General features: G+C 58.7%; 20 protein-coding genes and 1 pseudogene. 10 read left to right on the forward strand and 11 right to left on the reverse strand.

The genetic code is table 11. The annotated features are described in order from the left end of the window. Positions 1-43: 43 nt before the first annotated feature. The 4 genes from GRI59_RS15220 to GRI59_RS15235 form a co-directional block, all read right to left on the reverse strand. Positions 44-673: an FkbM family methyltransferase gene (locus GRI59_RS15220; RefSeq protein WP_160762110.1), complete on the reverse strand. Its 630-nt coding sequence runs from the start codon at positions 671-673 to the stop codon at positions 44-46. A gap of 299 nt (positions 674-972) precedes the next feature. Continuing rightward, entirely contained in the window at positions 973-1,332 is a 360-nt protein-coding gene (locus tag GRI59_RS15225) for an acyltransferase family protein (RefSeq protein WP_160762111.1), read from the reverse strand. Then, entirely contained in the window at positions 1,307-1,996 is a 690-nt protein-coding gene (locus GRI59_RS15230) for an acyltransferase family protein (RefSeq protein ID WP_160762112.1), read from the reverse strand. The genes GRI59_RS15225 and GRI59_RS15230 overlap by 26 nt, the downstream gene beginning before the upstream one ends. A gap of 148 nt (positions 1,997-2,144) precedes the next feature. Continuing rightward, positions 2,145-2,522, reverse strand: coding sequence for a MarR family EPS-associated transcriptional regulator (locus GRI59_RS15235; protein ID WP_160762113.1), 378 nt, complete (start codon positions 2,520-2,522; stop codon positions 2,145-2,147). Between the two features lie 1,042 nt (positions 2,523-3,564). Here GRI59_RS15235 and GRI59_RS15240 point away from each other — a divergent pair. Together GRI59_RS15240 and GRI59_RS15245 are read left to right on the forward strand one after the other, a co-directional pair. Then, on the forward strand, positions 3,565-5,160 hold the full coding sequence (locus GRI59_RS15240) for an ABC transporter ATP-binding protein (protein ID WP_160762114.1): 1,596 nt from the start codon (positions 3,565-3,567) through the stop codon (positions 5,158-5,160). A gap of 89 nt (positions 5,161-5,249) precedes the next feature. Continuing rightward, on the forward strand, positions 5,250-6,560 hold the full coding sequence (locus tag GRI59_RS15245; protein ID WP_160762115.1) for a protoporphyrinogen/coproporphyrinogen oxidase: 1,311 nt from the start codon (positions 5,250-5,252) through the stop codon (positions 6,558-6,560). 22 nt (positions 6,561-6,582) lie between these two features. Here the strand turns inward: GRI59_RS15245 and GRI59_RS15250 are convergent, their stop codons facing one another. The 4 genes from GRI59_RS15250 to GRI59_RS15265 are packed head-to-tail and all read right to left on the reverse strand — an operon-like array spanning position 6,583 to position 9,991. After that, a complete protein-coding gene (locus tag GRI59_RS15250) occupies positions 6,583-7,482 on the reverse strand; it encodes a glycosyltransferase family 2 protein (protein WP_160762116.1) in 900 nt (299 codons plus the stop codon). Positions 7,483-7,484: 2 nt separating this feature from the next. Beyond that, positions 7,485-8,231: a polysaccharide deacetylase family protein gene (locus tag GRI59_RS15255; protein WP_160762117.1), complete on the reverse strand. Its 747-nt coding sequence runs from the start codon at positions 8,229-8,231 to the stop codon at positions 7,485-7,487. A gap of 56 nt (positions 8,232-8,287) precedes the next feature. Next, positions 8,288-8,935, reverse strand: a complete 648-nt coding sequence (locus tag GRI59_RS15260; protein ID WP_160762118.1) for a class I SAM-dependent DNA methyltransferase — start codon at positions 8,933-8,935, stop codon at positions 8,288-8,290. Positions 8,936-8,980: 45 nt separating this feature from the next. After that, entirely contained in the window at positions 8,981-9,991 is a 1,011-nt protein-coding gene (locus tag GRI59_RS15265; protein ID WP_160762119.1) for a glycosyltransferase family 2 protein, read from the reverse strand. A gap of 262 nt (positions 9,992-10,253) precedes the next feature. Between GRI59_RS15265 and GRI59_RS15270 the strand changes: the two are divergent. Continuing rightward, positions 10,254-11,021, forward strand: a pseudogene (locus GRI59_RS15270) (IS5 family transposase). Positions 11,022-11,354: 333 nt separating this feature from the next. Here GRI59_RS15270 and GRI59_RS16070 read toward each other — a convergent pair. Continuing rightward, positions 11,355-11,606, reverse strand: coding sequence for a winged helix-turn-helix transcriptional regulator (locus tag GRI59_RS16070; protein WP_419866809.1), 252 nt, complete (start codon positions 11,604-11,606; stop codon positions 11,355-11,357). A gap of 328 nt (positions 11,607-11,934) precedes the next feature. Here GRI59_RS16070 and nusG point away from each other — a divergent pair, with 328 nt between their 5' ends. The 7 genes from nusG to GRI59_RS16015 all read left to right on the forward strand — a co-directional run bounded on the left by nusG (position 11,935) and on the right by GRI59_RS16015 (position 21,597). Further along, positions 11,935-12,465, forward strand: a complete 531-nt coding sequence (gene nusG / locus GRI59_RS15280; protein WP_160762121.1) for a transcription termination/antitermination protein NusG — start codon at positions 11,935-11,937, stop codon at positions 12,463-12,465. A gap of 85 nt (positions 12,466-12,550) precedes the next feature. Further along, positions 12,551-13,948: a sugar transferase gene (locus GRI59_RS15285; protein ID WP_160762122.1), complete on the forward strand. Its 1,398-nt coding sequence runs from the start codon at positions 12,551-12,553 to the stop codon at positions 13,946-13,948. Between the two features lie 195 nt (positions 13,949-14,143). Further along, positions 14,144-15,406 carry a glycosyltransferase family 4 protein gene (locus GRI59_RS15290; RefSeq protein WP_160762123.1) on the forward strand — a complete coding sequence of 421 codons (1,263 nt, stop codon included), beginning with the start codon at positions 14,144-14,146 and terminating at the stop codon, positions 15,404-15,406. A gap of 651 nt (positions 15,407-16,057) precedes the next feature. Next, the gene (locus tag GRI59_RS15295) at positions 16,058-16,789 is read left to right on the forward strand and encodes a polysaccharide biosynthesis/export family protein (RefSeq protein WP_160762124.1); all 732 of its coding nucleotides are present in this window, start codon (positions 16,058-16,060) and stop codon (positions 16,787-16,789) included. A 9-nt stretch (positions 16,790-16,798) separates the two neighbouring features. After that, entirely contained in the window at positions 16,799-19,021 is a 2,223-nt protein-coding gene (locus GRI59_RS15300; protein ID WP_160762125.1) for a GumC family protein, read from the forward strand. A gap of 39 nt (positions 19,022-19,060) precedes the next feature. Next, on the forward strand, positions 19,061-20,233 hold the full coding sequence (locus tag GRI59_RS15305; RefSeq protein WP_160762126.1) for a hypothetical protein: 1,173 nt from the start codon (positions 19,061-19,063) through the stop codon (positions 20,231-20,233). After that, on the forward strand, positions 20,233-21,597 hold the full coding sequence (locus GRI59_RS16015; RefSeq protein WP_160762127.1) for an O-antigen ligase family protein: 1,365 nt from the start codon (positions 20,233-20,235) through the stop codon (positions 21,595-21,597). Before GRI59_RS15305 ends, GRI59_RS16015 begins: the two co-directional genes overlap by 1 nt. A gap of 946 nt (positions 21,598-22,543) precedes the next feature. Here GRI59_RS16015 and fcl read toward each other — a convergent pair. Then, the gene (gene fcl / locus GRI59_RS15315) at positions 22,544-23,497 is read right to left on the reverse strand and encodes a GDP-L-fucose synthase (protein WP_160762128.1); all 954 of its coding nucleotides are present in this window, start codon (positions 23,495-23,497) and stop codon (positions 22,544-22,546) included. 3 nt (positions 23,498-23,500) lie between these two features. Further along, the gene (gmd, locus tag GRI59_RS15320) at positions 23,501-24,568 is read right to left on the reverse strand and encodes a GDP-mannose 4,6-dehydratase (RefSeq protein WP_237440887.1); all 1,068 of its coding nucleotides are present in this window, start codon (positions 24,566-24,568) and stop codon (positions 23,501-23,503) included. Between the last annotated feature and the right edge of the window lie 424 nt (positions 24,569-24,992).

Here is a 24,992-nt window from a genome sequence, read left to right on the forward strand (position 1 = left end):
ATAAAGCCAACAGTCAGAGTTCCTGCGTGTTCATGCAACTGCATCAGGCTTTTTCATGTCGCGTTGCAATGATGAGCCCGAAATCTTGTAGATTCTTTCGTTCGATTCGCTCAATCTTGAAGCCACGCTGCTTTATCAGGTCCGTCATGTCCTCGAGGGTGCGTTCAGGGCGGGCCCACAAGTGAAACTCCATGGCTAGGTTATTTACCTTTCCAATCGACGCTGAACTCTCAAGGATGTCCCACTCCCCGCCCTCGCAATCGAGCTTGAGCAGATCGATCACTCCTCCTGCTCGGTCCACGACCGTATCAAAGTCAACCATTGGGATTTCACCCGTTGGATCCTCTGTGACCGTCGAATGAAGAGAGTTCTCACCAAGGTTCAATTTGATGGCTCCCTGCCGTGCTCCAACTGCCTCTTGATGAATTTCAATGTCTAAGGCGGACAGATTTGATCTTAAGTAGCTGCTTATGAGAGGGTTTGGCTCGTAGGCAAAAACCTTTGCGTGAGGAAAGTGATGCCTCGCAACCAGCGAGAACAGGCCAACGTTGGCCCCCACGTCGACAACCGTCTTCAAATTTTTTGGCAGATCCCGCAGACCGTAGCAGTCGTCGAAGAAGATCAGCCCAAGCTCATGCTCCAGCACTGATTTTTCCTCGGCCGGCAGTGTCAAATCGACCCTTGCCTCCCCGACTACAAGGCGATCAAGTGAAAAGTCCCGTGAGGTCAAATAGCGCACGCCGAGTTCTGCCCAGCGACGCCGAAAATCCAGAGAATTTCGGATCCTAGAGATAAGCATACGGGCTGCCCTTCAGTTATCCAAAGGCGTACGACGGCGCACATATATTAAGCATTGGGGACATTTTTCTCGCAGTATGGAAATCGCCCCACTCACTCATCTGCACTTCCACACTCGCTGCCCCCCCGGGGGGGCAGCGAGTGTGGCCCCAAATAGTTCGCATGCATGCTCCATCACAGGTAAACCTTCTTTCGCGATCCAAGAAATCGCGGAAAGGAAATTCGACGCGCGATGATTTGCGCCGGCCGCTCAACGAGCAGAAAGATCACTATCGAGACAATCAGAGATACGGCCAAAGCAATTAAAGACAGGACAAGATACTCGACCTCGCCACTGGTAAAACGCTTACCCAAATTCACGACCCGTCCGCCCACCGGGACGTGGACAAGGTACAGCGAATAGGAGATGAGCCCCAGCCAGCCTAATGCCCGGCCCACTGCCGAGGGCACCGCGGGCACTCGGCCATAATTTGACAACAAAATGGCGACGACAAAGCCAACACATGCCTCAGTTAAAGCGCCCGCTTGAGCCATTAAGGCCAGGCAAGAGGCGAGCACCAAGAGGTTTACGCCAAGCAGGGTCTCCCTGAATGACGTGGCGGTACACCTGCAGACCCATGACAAACAGGAGCACTCTCGCCGGCCAGTCGAGAAAGGCGACAAGGACCATGCAGGCCCCAGCCAGCGCCAAGAAGCCGAGCGCCTGCTCCTTCCTTGCGATCCAGGGGAAGAGCAGGCCAATCGAGATGTAGAAGGCAAATTCATAGGCCAGCGTCCAGTAGACCGGCTGCAGCCACTCATAACCGGTCAGCGGGATTAGGTAGAAGAGGTGCGCTGCGATCCGCCACGGATCGAGCAGCCCCTCGGTCGTCCCGCGGAATTGCGGGAGTTGCGCCGCGACGAGCGTGAGGACCAGAACGAGCAGCAGACTGACCAGATAGGGCGGCTCAAGGCGCGTCATTCGCCGCAAAATGAAGGTCGGATAGTCTCGCAAGCTGTACTCGGGGAAGGAGCGCAGGATCGAGTAGGGAATGACCAGCCCTGAAATGACGAAGAAAGCTTCGACCCCCAGAAAGCCATAGCGGCCAGTGTCTGCAAGCCAGCCCTCGCTGCCGTTGGTCAGGTGAAACCACGCCACGCTCAAGGCTGCAAGCCCGCGCAGATAATCAATCAGGTCGATGCGGGGCAGTTCGGTCATCTGGCAGTGTTCAGAAGAAATGTTGCACGCATTGATTTTCTTAAATTATTCTCGAAACTTGCCGGCCCACGCCCGATAAGCCCGAGTGGGGACCGTGTGCTGACGCAGCGCATAGGCACGCACCGCGTCAAGGAGTACTCTGCGCGCCTCATTCTGCGCGCCGGTCCTGAGCCGGCCCACGAGGCTCCGAGGCGCGCAATTCCGCGCCCAGCTCCTCGATCTCGCGGCGAAGCGCCTCGTATTCGGCGCGCCTGCGCTCCAGGAAGCGCCGCGTGATCGCACCCTTGGCGGCCAGCCCGCCGGGCGTGAGCACATAGGCGTAGCGGCGCTTGTCGACCGCCTCGCGAAACCGGCCGAGCTTGACGAAGCCCTTGTCGATCAAACCGCGAAGCACGTAGTGCGTGGCACCCAGGCTGAGCCCCAACTCGTCAGCCAGCTGTCGCTGGGAGAGGCTCGGATCGCGCTCAAGCAGGCGCATCACCTGAAATTGGGCATCCTCTTGGAGATGCTCACGGCGCGCGCTCACACCCAGTCCAATTCGGTAAGGCTACCGCACGGTGTTAGCCTGCAGGCCCACCGGATAAAAATTTCGGAAACATGTAAGGCAGGCGGATACGGCATTGCGTTCAATCTTGAACAATACGACCAGCCAGCCGCATTGCAACAGCCTTGTGCGCAAAACGGGACGTGCCGGTCAAAAGTTTCACGATGGCGTCGTCTTGGCCGCGCGCAGTCGGCACCAATTTGGCATCTGGGCCACACAGGACCCGCCCGCAGCGTTACACTGAAAAGCGATGCGCGTGCGCCGCGCCGCTTGCATTTGGGCGTGAAACCCAGCGTCATCAGTGCGGTAAGTCTCACCCGGCCCCGTTTGGTGGGGCTTCTTTTGCCTCGCACCGCAAGGTCTGGCTCCCAAACGCAGGCGCCGCCGCCGCGCGCGGGACTGCAAGCGATTGATCGGCGTCGCGCTTACCCCTACTCCCGTGGCGTGTTGCGAGAATTGCCAGCCCTTGACCGCTTGTGTGCCGCAGCCCTGCGCGGCGAAGTGGCCGTATTGCCGGGCCAGGGGCACGCGCTTGAAGATGGCCACGCGGAAAGGGGCGCCATCAACCGGCGGCTGCACTTACACAGCATTGCCGGACTGCTGCACCAGTGCCGCGGCCTTCTCGAGGGATGGCCTCAGGACATTCTTCCCCTCACCCCTGCACCGCCTGACGCCGCACGCGCTGTGCGCCTAACCGGCCACGGCACTCATCCACAGCGCTGTCAATCGCGCGCAGCGCACGCCCGATAAGCGGCGCTGGCGCTCATCGAGCGAAGCGTTGGTGTGGCCGGCTGCCGAAGAACATTAGCTTGGCCAAAGCCAAGACTGGCGAGCGCACGGTGGGTGGAATTGGCTGAAGCGGCCAAGGGCTATATTCTTAGGTTGTGTTTGCGTGAAGCTAGATGGCATGGGAACATCAGTTAATGCGGCACCCAGATGCGTCATCAAGAGCGGACATCAATTGGATTTCTCTGCCTTTCTCAAGCTTGCAGCACCCTATAGACGGCAAATTGCGTGGGTCGCGATGCTATTCCTGGTTGGCTCGATAGCCGGATTGGGGCTGCCTTGGCTGGCAGCCACATTGCTGGGCACGCTCTTCGAGGAGCAATCCCAGTCCGCCACTTTGGTAGTATTCCTGCTGGCCGCGGCTCTTATCGTGCTGACGGCCCTGACTGTTATCGGTGGTAGGGCTTCGAGCGACCTATCCTTCGAAATCCAGAGAGACGTGCGCAAGGACATTTACGACCACGTGCAGCGTCTGCCTGTCGCCTATCATGATCACAGTCGGCAAGGAGACCTGCTTGCGCTGATGACCTGGGAGGCCTCGCAGCTCGCGACCTTCCTGTCTCTCACGCTCACAGCGGTCCCTTCCAGCCTTGTTACGGTTGCCGGTGCGCTTGCAATCCTATTCTACCTTCACCCGCTCGCCGCGATTTTTCTGCCGCTACTGATTCCGGGATATTACCTGATCCTCAAGATCATGGGGCGCCGCCTGCGCAATCTTGCCCAACAGGTGCAGGAGGAAGAGGCAAGGGTTTTCACCGCCGCCGAGCAGGACCTGGAGATGGCGCACAGCATCAAGGCAGCCGCAGTTGAAGAATTGAGGCTTTCCCTGTTTGATGCACAGCTCCTGCGCTCAAGAGCTGTAAATGTCCGAGAGGGAAGAATATTGGCAACGATCGGGCCATTCATTGGTCTGTTGACCTCTCTAGCATTCGTCCTGATTATAGTAATCGTCGGTCAGGACCTTTCCCGCCAAGGGCTGAGCGCCTCCGAACTTCTGAGCGTGCTACTTTACGTCGCGTTGTTAACGCGGCCTGTCGGCTTGCTCGCGGATCTCTTCGGTCGCTTGCAGGGCGCCCGTGGGACTCTGCAGCGCATGCAGGAGGTCCTGAAGGAACCCGTCGAAGTGGGCTACGCCTCGAACGGTAAGATCGACCGGTGTCGCGGCGCGATAGAATTCGTGGGCGTCTCATTCGCATACCCAGGAAAGCCGGAGATCCTGCAAAACGTCAGCTTCAAGATTGAGCCCGGAGAGACGGTCGGGGTGATCGGCAAGAATGGAGCGGGCAAGTCAACCATCGCAAAACTGCTCTTGCGTTTCTACGAACCGCTTGTTGGCCAAATCCTGATCGATGGCGTGCCCACGCGCGAACTGCAAATTCAGGAGTTGAGGAAACGTATAGGCTACGTTTCGCAGCAACCCTATCTCTATAATGCGAGTATTCTGGAGAACATCACTTTCGGCGCCGAGTGCACTGATCAGAAAAGACTCGAAGAAGCGCTCCGCCAATCGCGTGCTTGCGACCTGCAAAGCCAGTTACCGGCTGGATTGGAAACGATTGTCGGTGATCGCGGCGTAAGGATTTCGGGCGGGCAGTGCCAGCGTATCGCGTTGGCACGAGCCCTCTTGCGCAATCCCCCTATTGTTATTCTCGATGAGGCAACATCGATGTTCGACCCAGAAGGCGAAGAGGATTTCGTGCGGGAAAGCAGCATGGCCTTCGCGAACAGAACCGTAATTATCATCAGTCATCGTCCATCAAGCTTGACCTCGGCGGATCGAGTGTTTCAGGCTGTCAGCGGTCGGATCCTCGAAGTTCAGCCAATCGCGGGCTGAATCATCCTTCCGACCACGGTTTCGCTTCGAGCAGTTAAGCTGCAAGGTGCCGGCAAGGGCGAATTGATCAATCTAGGGAGCACTCAATTTTGGAGCACAATAGGGTCGTCATAATTGGTGGCGGAATATCCGGCCTCGCTTGCGCCCATTACCTCGGCGCAGACGTTGCGCTCTTTGAGAAGGATAAAGCGCTCGGAGGGTGCCTAAGAACCGACAAGAAGGATGGCTATCTAATCGATCGTACCGGACACCTTCTGCACTTCCGGCATCCAGTTGTCCAAAAGCTCATGTTTGATGACCTAGGGATCGAGTGGCTCGAATTCGACAGGAAAGCTGAAGTGCAACTCCTGTCGCGCAGGATCCCTTATCCAATACAGTACAACCTACACGCACTGCCCGAAACCGAGCGCAGACGATGTCTCGAGGACTTCCTAGCCAGAGGCGAAGCAGACGTGGATGCAGCCGTCGATTTTGAGCATTGGAGCTCAAATTCTTACGGTAACCGACTGCACGAACTCTTCTTTGAACCGTATAATAGGAAGCTTTGGCAGACAGATCTGGACACAATCACATGCGATTGGGTCCAGAGGTTCGTTCCCCTGCCCGATGAAAAGCTAATCATCGATGGCGCTAGATCGTCGCATGAGCGGCAAGATTTTGGCTATAATGCGCGCTTTTCCTACCCACATGATGGTGGATCAGGAGCCATCATTGAAGCCCTCGCTCGACGTATTGCGTCGCCAATCCACCTCGAAGCCGAGCTCGTTGCGATCGATTTGGAGCAGAAAGTCTGCGAGTTTGCCAATGGCAGAACTGTTTCATACGATTTTCTCGTCAACACCATGCCTGTCACCAGATTGCTTGCCCTCGCCAAAGTTTTTGACAGTGACCTGCTGGCGGCTTCGCGCCAGTTTAGACACAACAGCATTTTCTACTTTGCCTTTGGCTTCCAGACACAGGGCGACATCCCGGACCTGCATTGGCTATACGTCCCCGAAGAGAAATACTGCTTCTACAGGGCTGGGTTGCTCAGCAATTACTCGCCTGCAATCGCTCCAGCAGGCTCGGCTCTTGTCTGCGCGGAGATCGGTTGTCCTGGAGACAGTGCTGCAAGCATGGATCCGCACTTGCTGCGCAACCGGGCACTGGAGGAATTGACTGAGGTGGGAATCGTCCAACCTGACTGGAAGCTCGAGATGGAGCATGCCGGGTCAATTGATTGTGCTTATGTGATCTTCGATCAGCATCGTCAAAAGTACCTGCCATTGATCCTTGACTACCTACGCAAGGCAGACGTGCTCAGCATGGGACGATATGGGGCATGGGATTATGGTTCGATGGGCGATGCAGTTCTCGAAGCCTATGAAACTGCGACTTTGCTGCGAGAAACGTACTGCTGAGCCCAATTCTGAGCACGCCGGCTCATCTGCAAGCGAAACCTGTGAACAGGCTCTTGAACACTAGGCCCGGTGCCTTCCAGATCGCACGGCGCAAGACGCTACCCCGCGCATTGTTGCCTTCGGTATTTGCAGCGGCCTGACGGTGTGATCTCTTCGCCACCAGCTGTAATGTTTTCACAATCGCACTTGGCCATCGCAGCAGGAGCAGGATCAGATAAGCAACGCGGCTTTCTTCCACTTCTGTGTGATGTGTTTCATTTCGCGGGTGGTAGACTTCGGCCAGTGGCTCATTGACCACGGTCAGGCCGTAGTTGAGGGCACTGAACAAAAATAAGGAGTCGTCACCGCACACAGGCCGACCCTGACCCAGTCGTTCATCGAAGAGGCCGACACGTTTGAAGGCGTGGCGTGTTACGGCCATATTTGCGCCCACTCCAATAGCACCAAATGCCAGACGATCGAACCAGTCTCCACTTCTCTTGTTGAATAGTACCTTCTGTTCGTCCGCGATGAATGAACGAAATGTGATCAGCAAGCGCTTCGGATTGCTACCGAGTTCAAACACAGGTCCGACCACTACGTCCACCGAGTTATTATCCAGAGCGAAAATCAGTCTTTCGATCCAATCGGGAGCAACCAAGGCATCATCGTCGGTAAAGGCCATGACCTCACCACTTGCTTTTCGTATGCCAACGTTGCGTGCTCTCGCGGCCCCAGCGATATTTTCGCGCAAGTAGAGTGCGCCGGCCTCTTCAGCGATCTCTTTGATCGCTTCAGCGTTGTCAGACGCGCTGTCGACCACGATCAGTTCATCCGCCGGCCCGAGGCAAGACACTACCGACGCGAGGCAGGCCTTGAGTTCGGCCGGGCGGTTGCGCGTCCCAATAATCACCGAGGCGCGAACGGGACAATTTATTGTCATGATTATAAGGTCTTATCGAGTGGGGAGCGATACAATTGCCTGCGCCATCGCTCCGCGAGGAGTTGCAATTGTTTGGGGCGCAATGACGGCCGAGCAAAGAAGTCTCGTCCCGTGTGCAGTTTAACCTTGTATCGCCAGCCGGTATCTCTCTCATGAATTTCTACACGCCTCAGCAAATAAGGATCGGTGCCCATTCTGTTGCAGCCCTGCATGCAACTGCATGCTCCTAGATAGCCAGCCTCGCGGACATCAGCCATCGTTTGAAGGACGAAGTTACCAAACGGGTAAGCAAAGACTTTACCAGGACGATCAATCAATGCGGCAATTGTCCGCAGGCTATTGTCCAGCTCACGTTCGATCGCAGTTCGATCTCCGGCGATATGCGGTAGTCTTTGGTGCGTGGCACTGTGTGAATGAAACGAGAAAAGATCCTTGTCAGCTTCACGCAGGTCGTCGCTGTCGAGAAGTGGCCAGATAGCCATGTCTTCGCTATCCCACTGGTTCGATCCACCCAGGAAGTCCGTCACCACGAATGTCGAAGATGGGAAACCATGTTTGCGCAGCGTTGGCCAGGCATGTTCGCGATTGCTCGCGAAGCCATCGTCAAAGGTGATGACGAGGTCCTTGCCAGTACGGTTGAACATCGTAGAAGAAACGAAGTCGTCAAGGGCAACAGGGTGCCAGCCATCACGGGCAATATGGTCCATCTGGTTCGAGAAGGTCGCTGGAGAGACCGTATACTTGTCCATGTAAGACCCATCTCGGGGTCCCACACGGTGGTAGAGAAGAATGGGTACTCCTCTGTTCATCCGAACCCCTTCCGGAAAAGGCTTACACAATAGTCGTCCTGGACCTGAAACGAGAGGAGTTGAAGCTCTGCGTGACGTGCGAAGATTTCATGGATGACAATACCCGGCACTTCGCCCGGATAGTCGCGCGACTGATGCTCAAGAAGCAAGTCACCGCTTTCAGCAAGCTCATCGACAATCCTATCTCTCAATGCCTCCTGGTCAACTGTGGGCACATAGACAAGGACGCCGGCACATACGATAGCATCAAAGGGTCCTCGAGGAATACCTTCAGCGACATCCTCTTCCTTGAATTCGATATAAGCAAAGTCCCGGCACTCAACTCTCGCTCTTTCGATCGCGACGCTTGAGATGTCGATCGCAAGCAACCTTTCTGCCCTCTGTGCGAGGTGCGTGGTTACCCAACCTTCTGCACAACCCACTTCCAACATGCTTGCATAGCTTCGGCGGGGGAGCGTTTGCAAAATTATCTCCCTTCGTCGGGAAGCTACCGCAGACGACCTGTAACGCCAAGGATCAATGCTCCGGGCGAAGAAAACATCGAAGTGCTGCTTCGAGTAATAGCGCTTTCCAAGCAGGAAGGACGCCAGGATTTTTGTACCTGTCCAGCACGCTCCCAGCTTCATATAGGCGCCACCGGTCATTCGAGATTCCCTCACTCTTCGCTTTATGGAAGAGAAAATAAGCACTTATGCTGCTCCAGCCGCAAGCCTTGCCCTAAGCCTTTTGAACGATGGATCAACTGACCAGACCCCTTGCCAAAAGGCAACTGCGATTGGGAAATAGCAGATTCTTGCAGGCACAAAGCGATGGGGCAGATGATCAGCAGTGAATGTCAAACTGTCTGAGAGCAATCGAACCAGGAATGGCGCGACCCAGACAGAGCGAACTTTCATCCACCTTCGAATGTTGTCTTTCCCGCTTACAATTTCGACAATTGGCATGTAGAAATTGAGTTCGCTCCGCAGTTCTGGAGTATCCAGGAGCAGACGGCAGGCGGTCATTCCACTTAGCCAGTGCCCTTGCCGGGCCTCTGCAAGTGTTTTGGTGTCGATATGATAGACAAGCGCTTGATCAAGAACTTGAAGGAAATGATTGCGATCCTTCATCTCTATGTCGATCAGGCATTCGTCAAATCCTTCACCGGGAACGGATACGCCTGCCATTTTGCCAGATACTGCTTCCAGAACATCAGCAAACTCAGAAGTTGGCCCAGAAGAATTGCATATATAAATATGTTCGGCAGACAACCTGTTAGGTCCATTTAGAAACCACTCGGCGCAGCGCTGGTACATCTTGCTCTGATAGCGGACATACGGGGTCTGCTTATTCTCTGGATGATATAGTATCGGGCCAACGGCGAAGTCACCGTCGACCCCAGCATGTAGCTCTAGCACATTGGGTGTGAGTTCAATGTCGTCGTCGAGGTGAAGCATTCGTTCGCCTCGCGCGGCTTTGGCGCCCTTCGTGCGGCTGAGGTGAGCACCTGGGTTACTGTCTCGCCTGATGAGCCTAATCGCGAAAGGCAGTTCTTCCATCTCGAGCTTGAGGTCCACTGCCGGCACAGAGCCATCGTCAACAACTACGACTTCGAATTGGCTGGCAGGCAAGGTCTGGTCGGCGAGGTCTCGCAGTAGTTTGCTGATGGCTGTAGGCCGATTACGCGTTGGAACAATTATCGAAAGCCTGAGCTTCGTCATGTTTGTGAAGCAGCCTTATAGGCGAGGGAAGAATCGGTTTTTGCGTCGAGCGCAGCGAGATGGGTAGTTTAATGACCACGTCTCCGCAAGGCGATGTGACGTGATGGGGTGGACGGCCCCCGCACCGGGTTAGGTGTATAATATGCGGCTGTCGGAAGCCACCTCTACCCTTTGTCCACCAAACCTAGGCTCGGGACCCATTAAATCGCTTGTGCTGGCGGGGACGGCTAGATTCAATGGCTGCACCCAGGAGGTGCTGTTGATTTCTGAGCTCTGGATGTTGAGCGAGGCGCAGATGCGCCGTATCGAGCTTTATTTTCCGTTGTCGCATGGGATCCCGCTGGTCGATGACCGGCGGATCGTAAGCGGCATCGTCTTCGTGATCAGGAACGGGCTGCGCTGGCGTGATGCGCAAGCCGGTTACGGTCCGCACAAGAAGATCTACAGTCGGTTGGCTGCGCCGCCCTTCGGGTCATCCGCTGGAGCCGCTTGGGCGTGTTCAACACTACCTTCTGCGAGGTGGCGGCAAGGTGCGGCAAGCCGGACCGGTTGATGATCGATGCCACGCATCTCAAGGCGCACCGGACGGCGGCAAGCCTGCTAAAAAGGGGCTCTAACCCGACGTCTAGGGCGAAACAAAGGCGGGTTGAACTTTAAGCTGCATGCTGTCTGCGATGGCCAGGGCCGGCCGCTGATCATGCTGGTCAGCGAAGGGCAGATGAGCGATCACAAAGTCGCTGCGCTAATGATCGATGCCTTCCCCAAGGCCAAGGCGTTGCTGGCCGACCGGGGCTATGATGCCGACTGGTTCCGCACTGCTCTGGAGCAGCGAGGCATCACCACATTCATCCCATCAAAAACGAACCGCAAAGTGCCCATCCCGCACGATACCGTGCTCTACCGCCAGCGCCACAAGGTCGAGAAAATGTTCGGCAAGCTCAAAGACTGGCGCCGCATCCATACCCGCTACGACCGCTGCGCCCAAACGTTCATGTCCGCCATCTGCATCAACGCAACCGTCATCTTCTGACTCGATCAATGCGTCCTGAGCCTAGTCCCACGCCCAATAAGCCCTGTGCGCGCTCAAGTAGCGGAAGCTGAAGCACTAAGCGCAAAGCTGAGGGGGCGTTCAAGTAGCGTAGCGGTAGACCCACGCGCGATAACCCCCACTGGCGCTCAAGCAGCGAAGCGGTAGCGCGATAAGCTCTATTGCGGAATGATCTGATTAGCTGGCAGACGCGCCGCATCGAGCCTCACTTGGTCCCATCCGAGACAGGGTCCGATACGAGCTCAAGGCTTAGCGCATCGATCTCCTCTTTGAGGGCCTCGTATTCGGCGCGCTTCCGCACCAGAAATTCAGCCATCATGACGGCCTGCTGGGATATGCCCTTTGGGGTGAGCACATAGGCGTGATCCCTTTCCTGCGAGACGCTCCGAACCGTCCGAGGCGCACCATTCCTGCCTCTGTGGGGGCCCTCAGCAGATAGTGGGTCGCTCCAAGGCTTTTCCCGAGCTCGCGCGCCAACTCTCGCCGCGAAATTTGTGGGTTTGCATCGATCAGCCCCAAGGCCCTTAGCCTCGCATCATCGCGCGCATGCTTTGTCCGCACACTCACGGATAAAGCTTCAGGTTACGGCTACCGCACCGCGCGAGCATCGCCTTCACGCGCTGAAGCCGGGCTCCAGATCTCACTGTTCGATCGAGCGCGTTCAACCTTGAACGATAGCCAAAGCCGGATTGCACGCAAGAACGTTTGCGATGGATGGCCCCTCAAGCGGGCGGCAACGACCTGTGCGGAAACTGCAAAAAGTTGCAGAATTCGCTGCGTCGCACAATTTGCGCGCTTCGTCGGGAAAGGCCTAATCAGACTTGCATGGGTTGTAAAGAATCTACTACTCTCTGCCACATATGCGCCTAAGTGTGTATACATGGGGGCAATTCTAATGGTCGAGTGGAGATTGGTCCAAGTCAGGCCAAATGCCGACTCCATTGCAATAAGGAATGTCGAGCGGCAGGGGTTCAGCGTGTTTCGGCCGCTTGAGATCGTTACGTCGATCCGTGGCGGGCGCTTTGTGTCGCGGCTGCGGTCTTTTTTCCCTGGGTACATGTTCGCCGGCTATGCCGGGCCAGCGGCCCCCTGGTCGGTAATCAATTCGACCTACGGCGTGGCCCGCCTCGTGAAATTCGGCGATAGACCCACAACGGTGCCGAACCGCTTGGTGGCTGAACTCCAGGCGGCATGTGACGACCAGGGCGTCATCTCCTTGGCTTCCAGGATAATGGCAGGGGCGAGTGTTGAAGTCGCATCGGGATCGCTCGCAGGCTTCATCGGTGAGGTCGAGCGTCTGACCCCCGATCAACGGGCACTCGTTCTGATAGAATTTCTCGGCAAACAGACACGCGTCAGTCTTCCGGTCGCACAACTCAAAGTCGCTTCCCAGCATTCTGACGTCGCGAGACACCACCGTGAATGACATCCCGTCAGGCTCCCTGGCCGACTCCAAAGGTATGCCAAAAGTCGGTGAAGGCTTAGAAGCGCGCCTCTTGAATGAGCCCAGCATGGCCACTGAAGGAGCAGGCGGCGTGGTCGCCAATCACGCCGGCGAGCAGGGCGCAACGAGGGCAGGGGATGCTGCTCATACAAGTGAGCAGCCGACTCGCCTTGCTGGCGAAGAATTCCTAACGGTCGTGCCACACCGGCGGGCCGCGCTTGTTCACAGCTTCGAGCTGCCGCTGATTCTCATTGGAACATTCGCTCCGAGCCTGGTGTTAGCGTCGATCAAAGGCCACAATCCTGTGGTTGGCGCCGTGCCCGCGACGGCAGCTGCTATTTGCCTTGCAGTGGTCATCGCCTGGTATGTCCTTTCGCGCCTCAAGACCCACGCCAATGCCCGGTATCTCTCCTACGTCATCCCGGTCAATTTCGTAGCGTTTTCTGGTGTGTTAACCGTCATGGCCTTGCTGCGGCTCCCCTTCTCGGGGTCGTTTTTTCTCGCTGGCGCGTCGAGCGCTCTACTGATGAGTTTCCTGACCGCGGTGTATGGCCGACGTCTCGTAAAGCCCCACCTTGTTGTTCCGGGTGGCCGTGCGGCCGAGCTCAACCTGACCGGACATTTTGTGCCAGCGCCCTCGCTCGGCGATCTTGAGGAACTCATCGCCGGCAAATGGCGCAAATGGGCGATCGTCGCGGATCTTCACTATCCCCACTCGGAGCGATGTGAGCGGATTTTTGCAAAAGCCGCCCTGGCTGGAATCCCGGTCTACCATTTCCGCCAGATTGCCGAGATGCAATCCGGCCAGGTCAGGATTAATCACCTCAGCGAAAACGATCTTGGATCACTCATTCCGAACGTATCATACGCCTCTGCGAAGCGTGTGATCGATTTTCTCGGAGCCCTGATCCTTATCCCGCTGTGCCTGCCGTTCTTTGCGGTCCTTGCGATCCTGATCAAACTCGATTCTCCTGGCAATGCCATCTTCATCCAACAGCGTATGGGCTTTCGCGGTGAGGTTTTCCGAATGTTCAAGTTTCGGACGATGCGCGAGCGCCGCGTGGCCGACCATGGCCTGGCGCAACGCGAAGATGCCATGACGACGAGCGATGATGACCGTATCACCCGCATCGGTCACTTTCTGCGCAAGACCCGGATGGACGAGCTGCCCCAGATACTGAACGTGCTCTTGGGCGAGATGAGCTTCATCGGCCCGCGCCCGGAAGCTTGCTCCTTGTCCGAATGGTACGAGGCTGAGCTGCCCTTCTACTCCTATCGCCACATCGTTCGGCCGGGTATAACCGGCTGGGCCCAAGTGAACCAGGGCCACGTGACCGGTGTCTCAGACGTGCTGGCTAAGCTGCGGTTCGATTTTTACTACATCAAGAACATCTCGCTCTGGCTTGACGTGCTGATCACCCTCAAGACCTTGCGTGTGATCGCAACCGGACTGGGTGCCAAGTAGCAAAGTGGTGCCGCATCATGTGTCTGGACGCGCATCCTTGACGGCCCAGCGCAAGAGCCGTGACGTCGGGGTCTTGGGCGCTTGGATGAATGGCTTATTCCATCAGCGGCCTCTGGATCATTAATGTAATCCTGGAGCGACCGCAGGCGCTGGGGCGTTCTCGTTCGCAAAGTTGCTCAGACCGGAAGCAGGTGCATGCGCATTATTCTCATCAACCGCTTCTTCTTCCCGGACGAGTCTGCAACTTCGTTGATGCTCACCGATCTCGTCGAGGGGCTCGCGCCGCTTGGCGTTGCCATGCATGCAATTACCGCGTCTGCATCCTACACCGGAACAGAAGGCAGCGCACAGGCACTTTCAGTGCCAGACCTCACCGTAACACGGCTGCCAACGCTACCCCTCTCGCACCAGTCCCTTGCCGGGCGCGTGCTCAATTTCCTTGTCTTCTATCTTGCGCTCCTTGTGGCGGGGGTCTGGCACGTCCGTCGCGGGGATCTGATCATTTGCCTCACCGATCCGCCGTTTGTCGGCGTTTTTGCCACAATTATTGCCAAGCTGCGGCAGGCCAAGGTGATCCATTGGGTGCAGGACATTTATCCGGAAACCGCGACCCGGCTGGGATATGGCTCTTCCTCGAGTCCGAGCATACGGATGCTTGCAGCAGCCCGCGATTGGGCATGGCGGAATGCGGCAGCAAATGTGGTCATCGGAGATCGCATGCGAGACATGCTCTGCTCGCGCGGAGTAGAACCCCAGCAAATCCGCGTCATTCCAAACTGGGCCGACGATGAAGGCCTCGCGCCAATCTCACCTGAAGCCAACCCCTTGCGCTGCGAATGGGGGTTCAGCGATGCGACACTGGTCGTCGGCTACTCCGGCAATCTGGGACGCGCCCATGATGTGGACACCATGCTTGGCGCAGCTGCGCTCTTGGCCAAGGGCCCTTCGCCAGACATCCGCTTTCTCTTCATCGGCGGCGGTGCCAAGCATGCACAGTTGCAGGCCGCGATGTCCGATCCACACCTTGGCCCAATGCTCGAACGTCGCGGTTATCGTCCGCGCATCGAGCTCTCGCAGAGCCTGAATGTACCCGACGTGCATTGGCTGTCGCTCGAGCCCGGACTCGAAGGGTTGATTGTGCCCAGCAAATTCTATGGCGCCGCTGCTGTAGGCAGACCGATTATCTTCATCGGCGACCCGGACGGAGAGGTGGCCCGTCTCATCGCCATAGCATCTTGCGGGGCAAGCTTTGCCAAGGGCGACTGCGCTGGCGTTGCATCCTTTTTATCGCAACTGGCAAGCGACAGCGCCTTGCGCGATCGGCTGGGCGCGAATGCCCATGTTTTCAGTCGCAGCGCCCTGGCGCGCGAGCAGAGGCTGAGCGACTGGCGTGCTCTTATCAGTGGACTGCAAGCCTCCATGACGGCCGGGCCCTGGAAGGCCGGGCAGGCGGCCTGACATCCCATATAGGGCATCCCATGACATGCCTAGAGATGAGCAACCGCTTCACGCCTCGCGGCGGGCGGCACCACTTTTTTGAAAGAAGATCGTTGGCTACGCCGCCCTTCGGGTCAGCGCCACGTTGTCCAGCATCGTGTCGGCCAGCAGCCGCTTGAGCTTCGCGTTCTCGCTCTCGGGCTCTCGCAGCCGCCGGGCCTCGGATAGGGGGCTGATTGCGCGCCTGGCGGGGCCACTGCAAGCATCGCCGCATCGGGGACAGACTTCGCGCTTGTGCGGCCTATCGAGGCCAAGCGCAGCGGCGTCGGCATTGGTCTTCGCCTCAACCCGCCGCGAAACGCGCACAGCTAGTCGCCTTTCCTGCATCACTCGCTTTTTCCGTGCCAAGCCGCAGCCAACCAAGGCTATCACGAGCACCGAGGAAATTGATGAAACCGCGGCCGAGTGGGCGCTGCCAAGACGCCCAGCCTCTTGGCAGCGGATGGCTTGCCCTGGCCCCGCATTGGAAGGAGGGTGTCGGGCGCGTAACCACTTGCTAGCCATCGGGCTTATTGACGACTAAGCTTGCACCTCGAATCAAATCTTGCAGCCGTTTGCTGATGATCGCACACGCGTCAGACGAAGAAGGGTTTGAATACGATGTCTCGTCAAATGCTTGAGCTGCCCAAACTGGCTAGGCCTCAGGGTGGACCATCGCCGGGCCTGATCGCTTGGGTCCTGCTTGCGCTCGGCGCCCTGCTTGTGTCTGGCTGCGCATCGCGGGGCGGCACGATTGCCTATGATGTCGCCGATTTTGGCGCGCCCGATCCGATATCGCAGACGGCGCTGCAGGGTGACTATACCATCGCCCCGCTCGACAAGCTCAAGATCGAGGTGTTTCAGGTGAAGGACCTCTCGGGCACCTACGAGGTCGATCTCACGGGCCGGATCACGATGCCCTTTATCGGCAGCGTGCGGGCGGTCGATCTCACCGCGGATGACCTGGCCAGCGAGCTCGAGAGCCGCTTTGCGCAGGGCTATCTCAAGAACCCCGAGATAGGCGTGGGCGTGGCCGAATCCCGCGGCAGCGTGCTCACGGTCGAGGGCTCGGTAAAGACACCCGGTGTGTATCCGGTCATTGGCCGAACGACGCTCCTGCAGGCGATTGCCCGTTCCGGCGGTATAGACGAGTATGGCAACCCCAAGCGCGTGGCGATCTTCCGGCAGATCGATGGCCAGCGCATGGCGGCTGCATTCGATATCACCACGATCCGCACTGGAGAGGCGCCCGACCCGGATGTGTTCCGCGGCGACATTATTGTGGTCGACGGCAATAATGTCCGCCGTGCCTGGCGTGACACGATCCAGGCGTTCCCTATCTTTCAAATCTTCAGCCCTCTCTGAGCATAGGTCATGAACGAAATCAGCTTTGACCCCGATGAAGGCCCGCACGTACTTGCCGAGCAGCGTGCCAGGCAGGGCTCCCTGGCAGTGCAAGCCCCCCTGCCGCTGGTCGAGGATGATTTCGAGGATGACGGGCTGGATCTTCGCGCGATCATGCGCGTGCTGTTGGCTCGCTGGTACTGGATCCTCGCGGCCGGCCTGCTTGGCTTGCTGGCCGCGCTGGCCTATTCGCTTACCGTTACGCCGCTTTACCGTACGTCGGTGACGCTTGAACTCAACCCGCCGACAGTGCCGATCATAGCGGCAGGGGAGGCCGGTCAGACCGCGAGCTTGATGGGCAATGACTATGAGTTCTTGCCCACGCAATACGGCCTGATGAAGAGCCGCGACCTCGCCAAGCGGGTGGTGGAGGACTTGAACCTGGCCAGCACGCCAGCCTCGGGAGAACGGGCGGGCGAACTTGCCAAGCGTATCGAGGGCCTGGCGGCGCAATTGTCGGGCGGGCTGGAAGTGGGGCCGGTGCCCGACAGCCGCCTCGTGACCTTGTCCTACACTGCCGACAATCCGCAGGAGGCGGCCAGGATCGCCAATGGCTTTGCCGATGCCTATGTCCAGAGTAGCATTGACCGCCGCTATGAATCGACTGCCAAGACGCGCGATTTCCTGAGCGAGCAACTCAAGACTACGCGCGAGAAACTAAACCAGTCCGAGCAGGCGCTCGTGGGATATGCCAGGGCGAACAATATCATCATGCCCGGAGGTGAGAGCGAGGACGGGACGGCTGCCGCAAGTCTGACCTCAACGTCGCTCACGACCCTGAATTCTGCCCTTGCCGAGGCGCAGCAGCGCCGGATCGCGGCCGAACAGCGCTATCGTCAGGCGGGCGCCTTGACCGAGAACCAGTCGGCGACGGCCTCGCTGCGCGCAGAGAAGGCCACTCTTGAGGCGGAGTATCGCGAAAAATCGACGTATCTTGGCGACGAATACCCCGACATGGTGCGCCTGCGCGAGAAGATCAGGGCCCTCAATGACGCCATCGGCCGCGAATCCCGGACGGCTTCGGGGGGGCTGGCGGCTGAATTCCGCGCCGCACAGGCGGAGGAGAGTGCCCTGCGCGCCCGGGTCCAGCAGTTGAGTGGCAGCGTGCTGGCAGAGCAGGACCTCTCGTCCGAGTACAGAGTGCTGCAACGCGAAGTCGACACGCAGCAGTCGCTCTACCAGGCGCTGCTTGAACAATATAACCAGATCGGCGTCGGCGACGGTGTGGGGGCACCGGCCGGGGTGATTGTCGACCGCGCCCAAGTTCCTGGCGGTCCATACACCCCCAATGTCCCCCGCAATCTCATCCTCGGCCTGCTTCTCGGCCTCGCACTCGGCGTGGGGGCCGCCATGCTCTACGAGTTCTTGACCGACCTCATCAAGACAGCTGAAGATGTGCGCGAGAAGCTGCTTCAGCCGCCGCTGGGTACTATTCCCAAGCTCAAGCGGGGCGAGAGCCTCACCGATGAGCTGGCGGATCCCAAGTCGCCGATGTCTGAGGCCTATGGCTCCCTGCTCACGACACTGCAATTCAGCACCAGTCAGGGCATGCCTGCGATACTCACTGTCACGAGCGCCACTGCTTCCGAAGGTAAGTCCACAACCAGCCTGGTGCTCGCCAAACGGCTGACCGCCATTGGCAAGCGTGTCTTGCTGATCGATGCCGACATGCGCCGACCCTCATTTATTTTTGACAATGACACCAATGCGGGCCTGTCGCAATTGCTCACCAAGCATGGGGCACTCAAGGACAATCTGATCCGCACCAATTCCGGTGAACTCTATTTGCTCCCGAGCGGGCCTGTGCCGCCCAATCCGAGCCTCCTGCTCAATTCCAAAGAAATGCGGACCCTTATCGCAAGGCTGCGGAACCTCTTTGATCACATCATCATCGATAGCCCACCGACCCTCGGCTTTGCCGACAGCATCGTTCTGGGGTCGCTGAGCGATGGGGTATTGCTGGCGGTGGAAAGCGGGCGCTCGCGGCGGCGGGTCGTGCTCGAGGCAATTGCGCAATTGCACGCCGCGGGTGGCCGCATTGTCGGTGTCGCGCTGACCAAGTGTCCGAAAAGCGCCGTGGCCTACGGCTATGATTATGGCTATTATGACAGCAAGCTCGAACTCAACGACGAGGCCAGGGGCCACGAGCTGTCACCGCAATTGTTTGGAGGCCCTGGGCCCGAACAGGACTAGTAGCCGATGGGGGTTGAGGGTGTGATTTGGGCGCAGCGCATGGCGGCCGTCTTGCTCGGCATTGCCCTGAGCGCGCTCGCGTTCCTGGCGACGGCTTGGAACCTTGGGCTGCCGCCACTCGATCCGCAGCTTGCCGGATCGCTCGCTGATGACCCCGCCCGCGTATTCGGTCGGTTTCGTTCTGAGCTGACACCCACTCCCTCAGGTATCTCCGACGCATACCGAAAGGAGGTCCTCGACGCCGCTCGGCGTGACCCGCTCGGCGATGAGGCGCTCCTTGTGGCGGCCCTCAGCTCTGGCAGCGAGGGGCGCTACAGCGAAGCCACGCGCCTGCTCGAGCTCGCGCGCAAGCGTGACCCTCGCAATGAAATCACGCGGATCATGCTATTGGAGGTCTATCTGCGCCAGGCGCGCGCGAGGGAGGTGGTGACGGAGACGGCGGTCCTCGAGCGCCTCTCGCCTGGTGCGACCCAAACGCTGCTTCCGCTGATTGTCGGTTTCGCCCAGAACGCTTCGACCCGCGCCGCCGCGACCAGGGCGATCGAGGGATCTACGCTTGACTATCCCGTCATGCGCGCCCTCGCCGAACTGCAGGTCGATCCCGCGCTGATCATGTCCTTGCGCGCAAGCATGACGGCCGAGCAATTGCGCGACGATAGTGCGATGCAGCAGGTCAATGGCCTCATCGACCCCTATCTGCGTGCGGGCAAATGGTCCGAGGCGGGCCAATTGTGGGGATACTTCTACAAGCGCCAGCCGGGCGAGCTTGGGCGCGTCACCGATCCGAAATTCTCGGGCAGCCCCGGGCCTCCCTTTGGCTGGCAATTTACCCGAACAGACGGCGGCTTGGCCGAGGAGAGCGACGAGGGCCTGCAGATTGTCCATTTTGGGCGAAAAGGCTGGGTCGTCGCGCGCCAGGCACTGATGCTCAAGCCGGGGACCTACCGCCTCAGTTACAAACTTGGACGCGAGGCACCCAACCTGCCGGACCTCGCCTGGCGTGTCGATTGTGCCACCAGCGGGACAACCTTGCTCGACCTGCCCTTCAAGCGCGAGAACTTTCTCGGGATCTCTGTCACGGACCGCTTCACTGTGCCGTCAGATGCCTGTGAAGCGCAATGGGTGGCGCTTGCAGCCCGGGTGGGAGATACGACCGAGACCGGTTCGGTCGTGATCCGCTCGGTCGACATTTCACGGCAGGGTGACAACTAGTGCCTATTCGCGATTGGTGGATCCCGCTCTATCTCTTTGCCTGCCTGGTGCTGGGAGGGGCAAGCAATGGCGGCTTCCTTGCCAATGGCGTCTTACAGTCTCTTGGCGCGATCCTGATCGGCTGGGCGCTGTGGGCACCGTCTGCGTCGCCTCGGGATGCGAGTGCACGCGCGCTTGCCTGGCTGTTGATTGCGGCTGTACTCTTGATCCTGCTCCAGTTCGTGCCGCTTCCCGAGGCTCTTTGGGCTCTCCCCGCGGGGCGGACAGAGCTGGCAGCTGAAGGCGCCGCGATCGGGGTCGATTATTCGCCGCTCCTCTGGGGCCTTTTGCCCTACGAGGCCGTCAAGTCGGCCGTCTGGCTTGTGCCGGCGCTGGCGCTGGCGCTGGCTATGCTGCGGCGGCCCGACTGGCGGCCACAGCACCTGGCATGGGCGATCGTCGCAGCAATGGTGATGTCGGTCATTCTTGGCGCAATTCAGCTCGGCCAGGGCGAAGGCTCGCCGGTCTATTTCTATGCCATCACCAATGTCGGGTCGACGGTCGGATTTTTTGCCAACAGCAATCACTTGGCGACGCTGCTGCTGGTCAGTCTGCCGTCTATCTCGGCACTCATCGCCTATCAGCTCAAGGTAGGCAGCGAGGAGTTCAAACTTCCCTTTTTGGCTATGGGGATTGGGCTGATCGTACTCGCGCTCACGGGCATTGTGGTCAATGGGTCACTCGCGGGTTGGTCGCTCGCCGGCCCCGTTCTCGCGGCAAGCGCCATGATTCTCGTTCCGAGATCGTCGCTTCGCAAGGCCAGCCTGATCCTGCTGCCGCTCATTCTCGCCGGCGGAATGAGCTGGATGTTGCTGACCGACGAGGGGGCCCAGCTCTTGAAGCTTGAGGAAGTCCAGTCCGCGAATGGCAGCCGCCAGCAGATATGGGTGACAACAATCCAAGCGGTCGGTGATCACCTCCCGCTCGGCTCGGGGCTCGGCACGTTCACAGAAGTCTATCCGCGCTACGAAGATCCGGCGATGATTCAGAGTGCCTATATCAACCATGCTCACAATGATTATCTTGAGCTGCTGCTCGAGCTAGGCATTGCAGGGATGCCGCTCTTCGTGGCCTTCCTCGCCTGGTGGACGCGCAATTTTGTCCGGATCTGGTTGAATGAGGCCGCCAGTCCCTTTGCCGTTGCCGGAGCAATCTCCAGTGGCACGATCCTCATCCATTCCGTCGTCGATTATCCGTTGCGGACGGCCGCCGTCAGCAGCATTTTTGCCTTAAGTTTGTGCTTGATGGTCTTGCCGCCTGCGCGGCTATTGCTGTCACGGGACACGGCCAAAGGCCGCTCTGAGCGCCCAACGGAGCCAGCCTAACAAGCTTTCGCGTATCCAGCACCTGCTCGCGTCAACGCACACGTGCGCCCACGGACGAAAATTACCGCCGGGGCGCAGCGCGTCTGTTAGCGCTCCTCCATGCAGCTTGATCGGAAGGGTCAAGGCTGGTCAGCCCAAATCGTCGACGCAAGCCTAGTAAAGCTCGTGCGAAGTTGGCAGTCGCTTGGGCCAGACAAAGCTCAGATAACGCTAGAGGCAATGCACCGGCTCTCGCCAGTTATCCAGGCTTGAGGTTGTCCAACAGCAACTCGGTGTTGCGCGATAATGTGCCGCCACAGGCCTCGATAGCTGGCGATCAAAAATCGACGCTGGACATCAGAGTGGGGGCAGTGCTGATCGAACGGACGCTAAACAGACAGCCCCGCCAAATAGCGGAACGGCTGACGTCAAAGGCGCCGCTGGCAATCAGCGAGGCCTATGCTCAGGGGCTGACTGGACGGCTCTGACCGTTGGCGACAGCCACCACGATGGCCGCAGCCCCAACGAGACCGGCGCCAAGACCCAAGGCCGGGAAGCCGGGGGCCTTTCCTGCCATCGCCACGGAAGTCGCATCAGAACAGATCTTGCTCTGACGCAAAGCAGCAATCTGATCCTCGACCGATGCAGCCTGATCCCTTGGGCCCGTGGTCACCGCGCAGATGCAGCGACCATTCCCGAATTCCTGTCGCACAACCTCGAAAGCCGAAGCCTCGGCGCTTCTGTCGACGGTCACGAGGCACTGTCTCGGAGGCGACGCCGGAGACCCTTGCGCAATCGCAACACCGCCTGTCGAAGCGGCAGCGAGCGTCGCGACCGAGACCAAGGCCATCCAAATGCGATGATGAGAGATCTTGTTCACGAACCTAGCTCCTAATTTCAAGATGACCTCCTAGCATCAAAACCTTTCCAAATAAAGACTTTTCGAGAGAGCACCGCCGCGGATGTGTCAGCCGCAAAGGCGCTGCGCCTCATACCATGCGTAGGTTTTATTGATGCCTTCGCGAAGATCAATCGAGGCTCGCCAGCCGAGCCTTGAAAGCTTGGAAGTATCGAGGAGCTTTTGCGGCGTACCGTCAGGCTTTGATAGGTCGTGGACAATTTCACCCTCAAAGCCCGTGATTGCGGCGACGAGCCGCGCGAGCTCGAGGATTGAGATATCGCTCCCGCAGCCGACGTTGACATGCTCATCGCCAGAGTAGTGCTTCATGAGAAACACACACGCATCGGCAAGATCATCCACGTGCAGGAATTCGCGGCGGGGTGATCCGCTTCCCCAGATCTCGAGAGCGCGGGCCTTCGCACATTTCGCCTCGTGCGCCTTGCGGATCAATGCAGGCAGGACGTGGCTTGTCTGCAAGCTGAAATTGTCACCCGGGCCATAGAGATTGGTCGGCATTGCAGAGATAAAGTCGCGCCCATGCTGGCGACGATAGGCTTGCGCGAGCTTGATCCCGGCAATCTTGGCGATCGCATACCACTCGTTGGTGGGCTCAAGGCTGCCAGTCAGCAGGGCATCCTCGGGCATCGGCTGCGGGGCAAACTTGGGATAAATGCAGGAGGATCCCAGAAACAGAAGTTTCTCGACATCGAAACGATGCGCCGCCTCGATGACATTCGCCTCGATCATGAGGTTGTCGTAGAGAAAATCCGCAGGAAACGTGTCATTGGCCAGAATGCCGCCAACCTTCGCGGCAGCAATGAAAACGGCCAGCGGCCGGTTGCGCTCGAACCAGGCACGCGTGGCGGCTTGGTCAATAAGGTCGAGCTCACTTCGCGGCGCAGTCAGGAGCTCGCAGCCCTCGCGCTCAAGCCGCCGCACGATGGCCGAGCCGGCCATCCCTCGATGGCCGGCAACAAAGACCCGCTTGCCGGCCAGTGAGTAGAGCGGCGACGCAGCCATCGCCTACTGGTCTCCGCTAATCGGCGCAGAGCGCATGACCTCAAGGTCGGCCGCTACCATCTCGCGTGCGAGTTCACGCACGCTGGTCTCATGCCGCCAGCCGAGCTTCTGGTGGGCCTTGGACGGATCACCGAGGAGAAGATCGACCTCCGTTGGCCGGAAGTAGGCGGGGTCGACCTCGACCAGACAACGCCCGTCAGACCGCGCATAGCCTTTCTCTTCGATCCCCTCGCCCCGGAACTCGATCGAGATCCCGGCATCATCGAACGCCCAGAGAACAAAGTCGCGCACCGAGGTAGTCTCGCCCGTGGCGAGCACATAATCATCGGGCTCATCCTGTTGCAGCATCAGCCACATGCCCTGAGCATATTCTTTGGCGTGTCCCCAGTCGCGCTTAGCGTCGAGGTTGCCAAGGTAGAGCTTGTCCTGCCGGCCCAGCGATATGGCTGCCGCAGCGCGCGTGATCTTGCGGGTCACAAACGTCTCACCACGAAGCGGACTCTCGTGATTGAAGAGGATGCCGTTTGAGGCATGCATGCCATAGGCCTCGCGGTAATTGACCGTGATCCAGTAGGCGTAGAGCTTGGCCGCCGCGTAGGGGCTGCGTGGATAGAAGGGGGTCGTCTCGCGCTGCGGGACTTCTTGCACAAGGCCATAGAGCTCGGAGGTCGAGGCCTGGTAAAACCGCGTGGTCTTCTCAAGGCCAAGGATCCGTATGGCTTCGAGCAGTCGAAGGGTTCCAATCGCATCGGCATTGGCAGTGTATTCGGGGGTCTCGAAACTCACCGCGACATGGCTCTGGGCGGCGAGGTTGTAGATCTCGTCAGGACGCACCTCTTGGACGATCCGGATCAGATTGGTGGAATCCGTGAGGTCGCCGTAGTGCAGCACGAAGCGCTGATGCTGCTCGTGCGGGTCCTGGTAGATGTCCTCGATACGCCCCGTGTTGAACGACGAAGAGCGCCGCTTGACCCCGTGCACCTCGTAGCCCTTGTCTAGCAACAGGCGCGCCAGATAGGCCCCATCCTGGCCCGTCACACCGGTGATCAACGCAATCTTTTTCATGCTCATGTGATGCCTTATCCTAACCTCTTGCAGTCCGACCGCCAAGCCGTTGGGGGCCAGAGAGAGGGCGCGGCGGGCCCATCGAATGCCCGCCACGCGGCTAACCCGAGCCGGCCCGCCTCGGGGGTTGGGCCTCCCCGCGGGCGGGCTACTGCGCGCATAGCCATCTTGACCTGCTGGCCCTAAGACAAACCTTCATCATCACGCCAAGGTTCCGCCATTGGCAAGAGGCTTAGCCATTAAGGTTGCACTGCAATATGTCCAGAGCATTTGGGCGCCTTTTAGATGAAATGGCGCGTGACGGCGACAGGCGCGGAAGCTAGGCCACACGCGTCAGAGGACGAATGTCAGCTTAAGGGTGCACCAATCCCTTCTGCCACCAGCTGCTCGGCCACCAGGCGGACATTGCCGAGCTCCAGATAGCGGGCAT

Source organism: Erythrobacter ramosus (assembly GCF_009828055.1).
Classification (GTDB): domain Bacteria; phylum Pseudomonadota; class Alphaproteobacteria; order Sphingomonadales; family Sphingomonadaceae; genus Erythrobacter; species Erythrobacter ramosus.

Coding starts and splice junctions, on each gene's coding strand:
- GRI59_RS15225 (WP_160762111.1), bottom strand. CDS start 1,332: ATGGCTCAAGCGGGCGCTTTAACTGAGGCATGTGTTGGCTTTGTCGTC.
- GRI59_RS15230 (WP_160762112.1), bottom strand. CDS start 1,996: ATGACCGAACTGCCCCGCATCGACCTGATTGATTATCTGCGCGGGCTT.
- GRI59_RS15240 (WP_160762114.1), top strand. CDS start 3,565: ATGCTATTCCTGGTTGGCTCGATAGCCGGATTGGGGCTGCCTTGGCTG.
- GRI59_RS15250 (WP_160762116.1), bottom strand. CDS start 7,482: ATGACAATAAATTGTCCCGTTCGCGCCTCGGTGATTATTGGGACGCGC.
- GRI59_RS15255 (WP_160762117.1), bottom strand. CDS start 8,231: ATGGACAAGTATACGGTCTCTCCAGCGACCTTCTCGAACCAGATGGAC.
- GRI59_RS15260 (WP_160762118.1), bottom strand. CDS start 8,935: ATGACCGGTGGCGCCTATATGAAGCTGGGAGCGTGCTGGACAGGTACA.
- GRI59_RS15265 (WP_160762119.1), bottom strand. CDS start 9,991: ATGACGAAGCTCAGGCTTTCGATAATTGTTCCAACGCGTAATCGGCCT.
- nusG (WP_160762121.1), top strand. CDS start 11,935: ATGGTCGAGTGGAGATTGGTCCAAGTCAGGCCAAATGCCGACTCCATT.
- GRI59_RS15285 (WP_160762122.1), top strand. CDS start 12,551: ATGGCCACTGAAGGAGCAGGCGGCGTGGTCGCCAATCACGCCGGCGAG.
- GRI59_RS15290 (WP_160762123.1), top strand. CDS start 14,144: ATGCGCATTATTCTCATCAACCGCTTCTTCTTCCCGGACGAGTCTGCA.
- GRI59_RS15295 (WP_160762124.1), top strand. CDS start 16,058: ATGCTTGAGCTGCCCAAACTGGCTAGGCCTCAGGGTGGACCATCGCCG.
- GRI59_RS15300 (WP_160762125.1), top strand. CDS start 16,799: ATGAACGAAATCAGCTTTGACCCCGATGAAGGCCCGCACGTACTTGCC.
- GRI59_RS15305 (WP_160762126.1), top strand. CDS start 19,061: ATGGCGGCCGTCTTGCTCGGCATTGCCCTGAGCGCGCTCGCGTTCCTG.
- fcl (WP_160762128.1), bottom strand. CDS start 23,497: ATGGCTGCGTCGCCGCTCTACTCACTGGCCGGCAAGCGGGTCTTTGTT.
- gmd (WP_237440887.1), bottom strand. CDS start 24,568: ATGAGCATGAAAAAGATTGCGTTGATCACCGGTGTGACGGGCCAGGAT.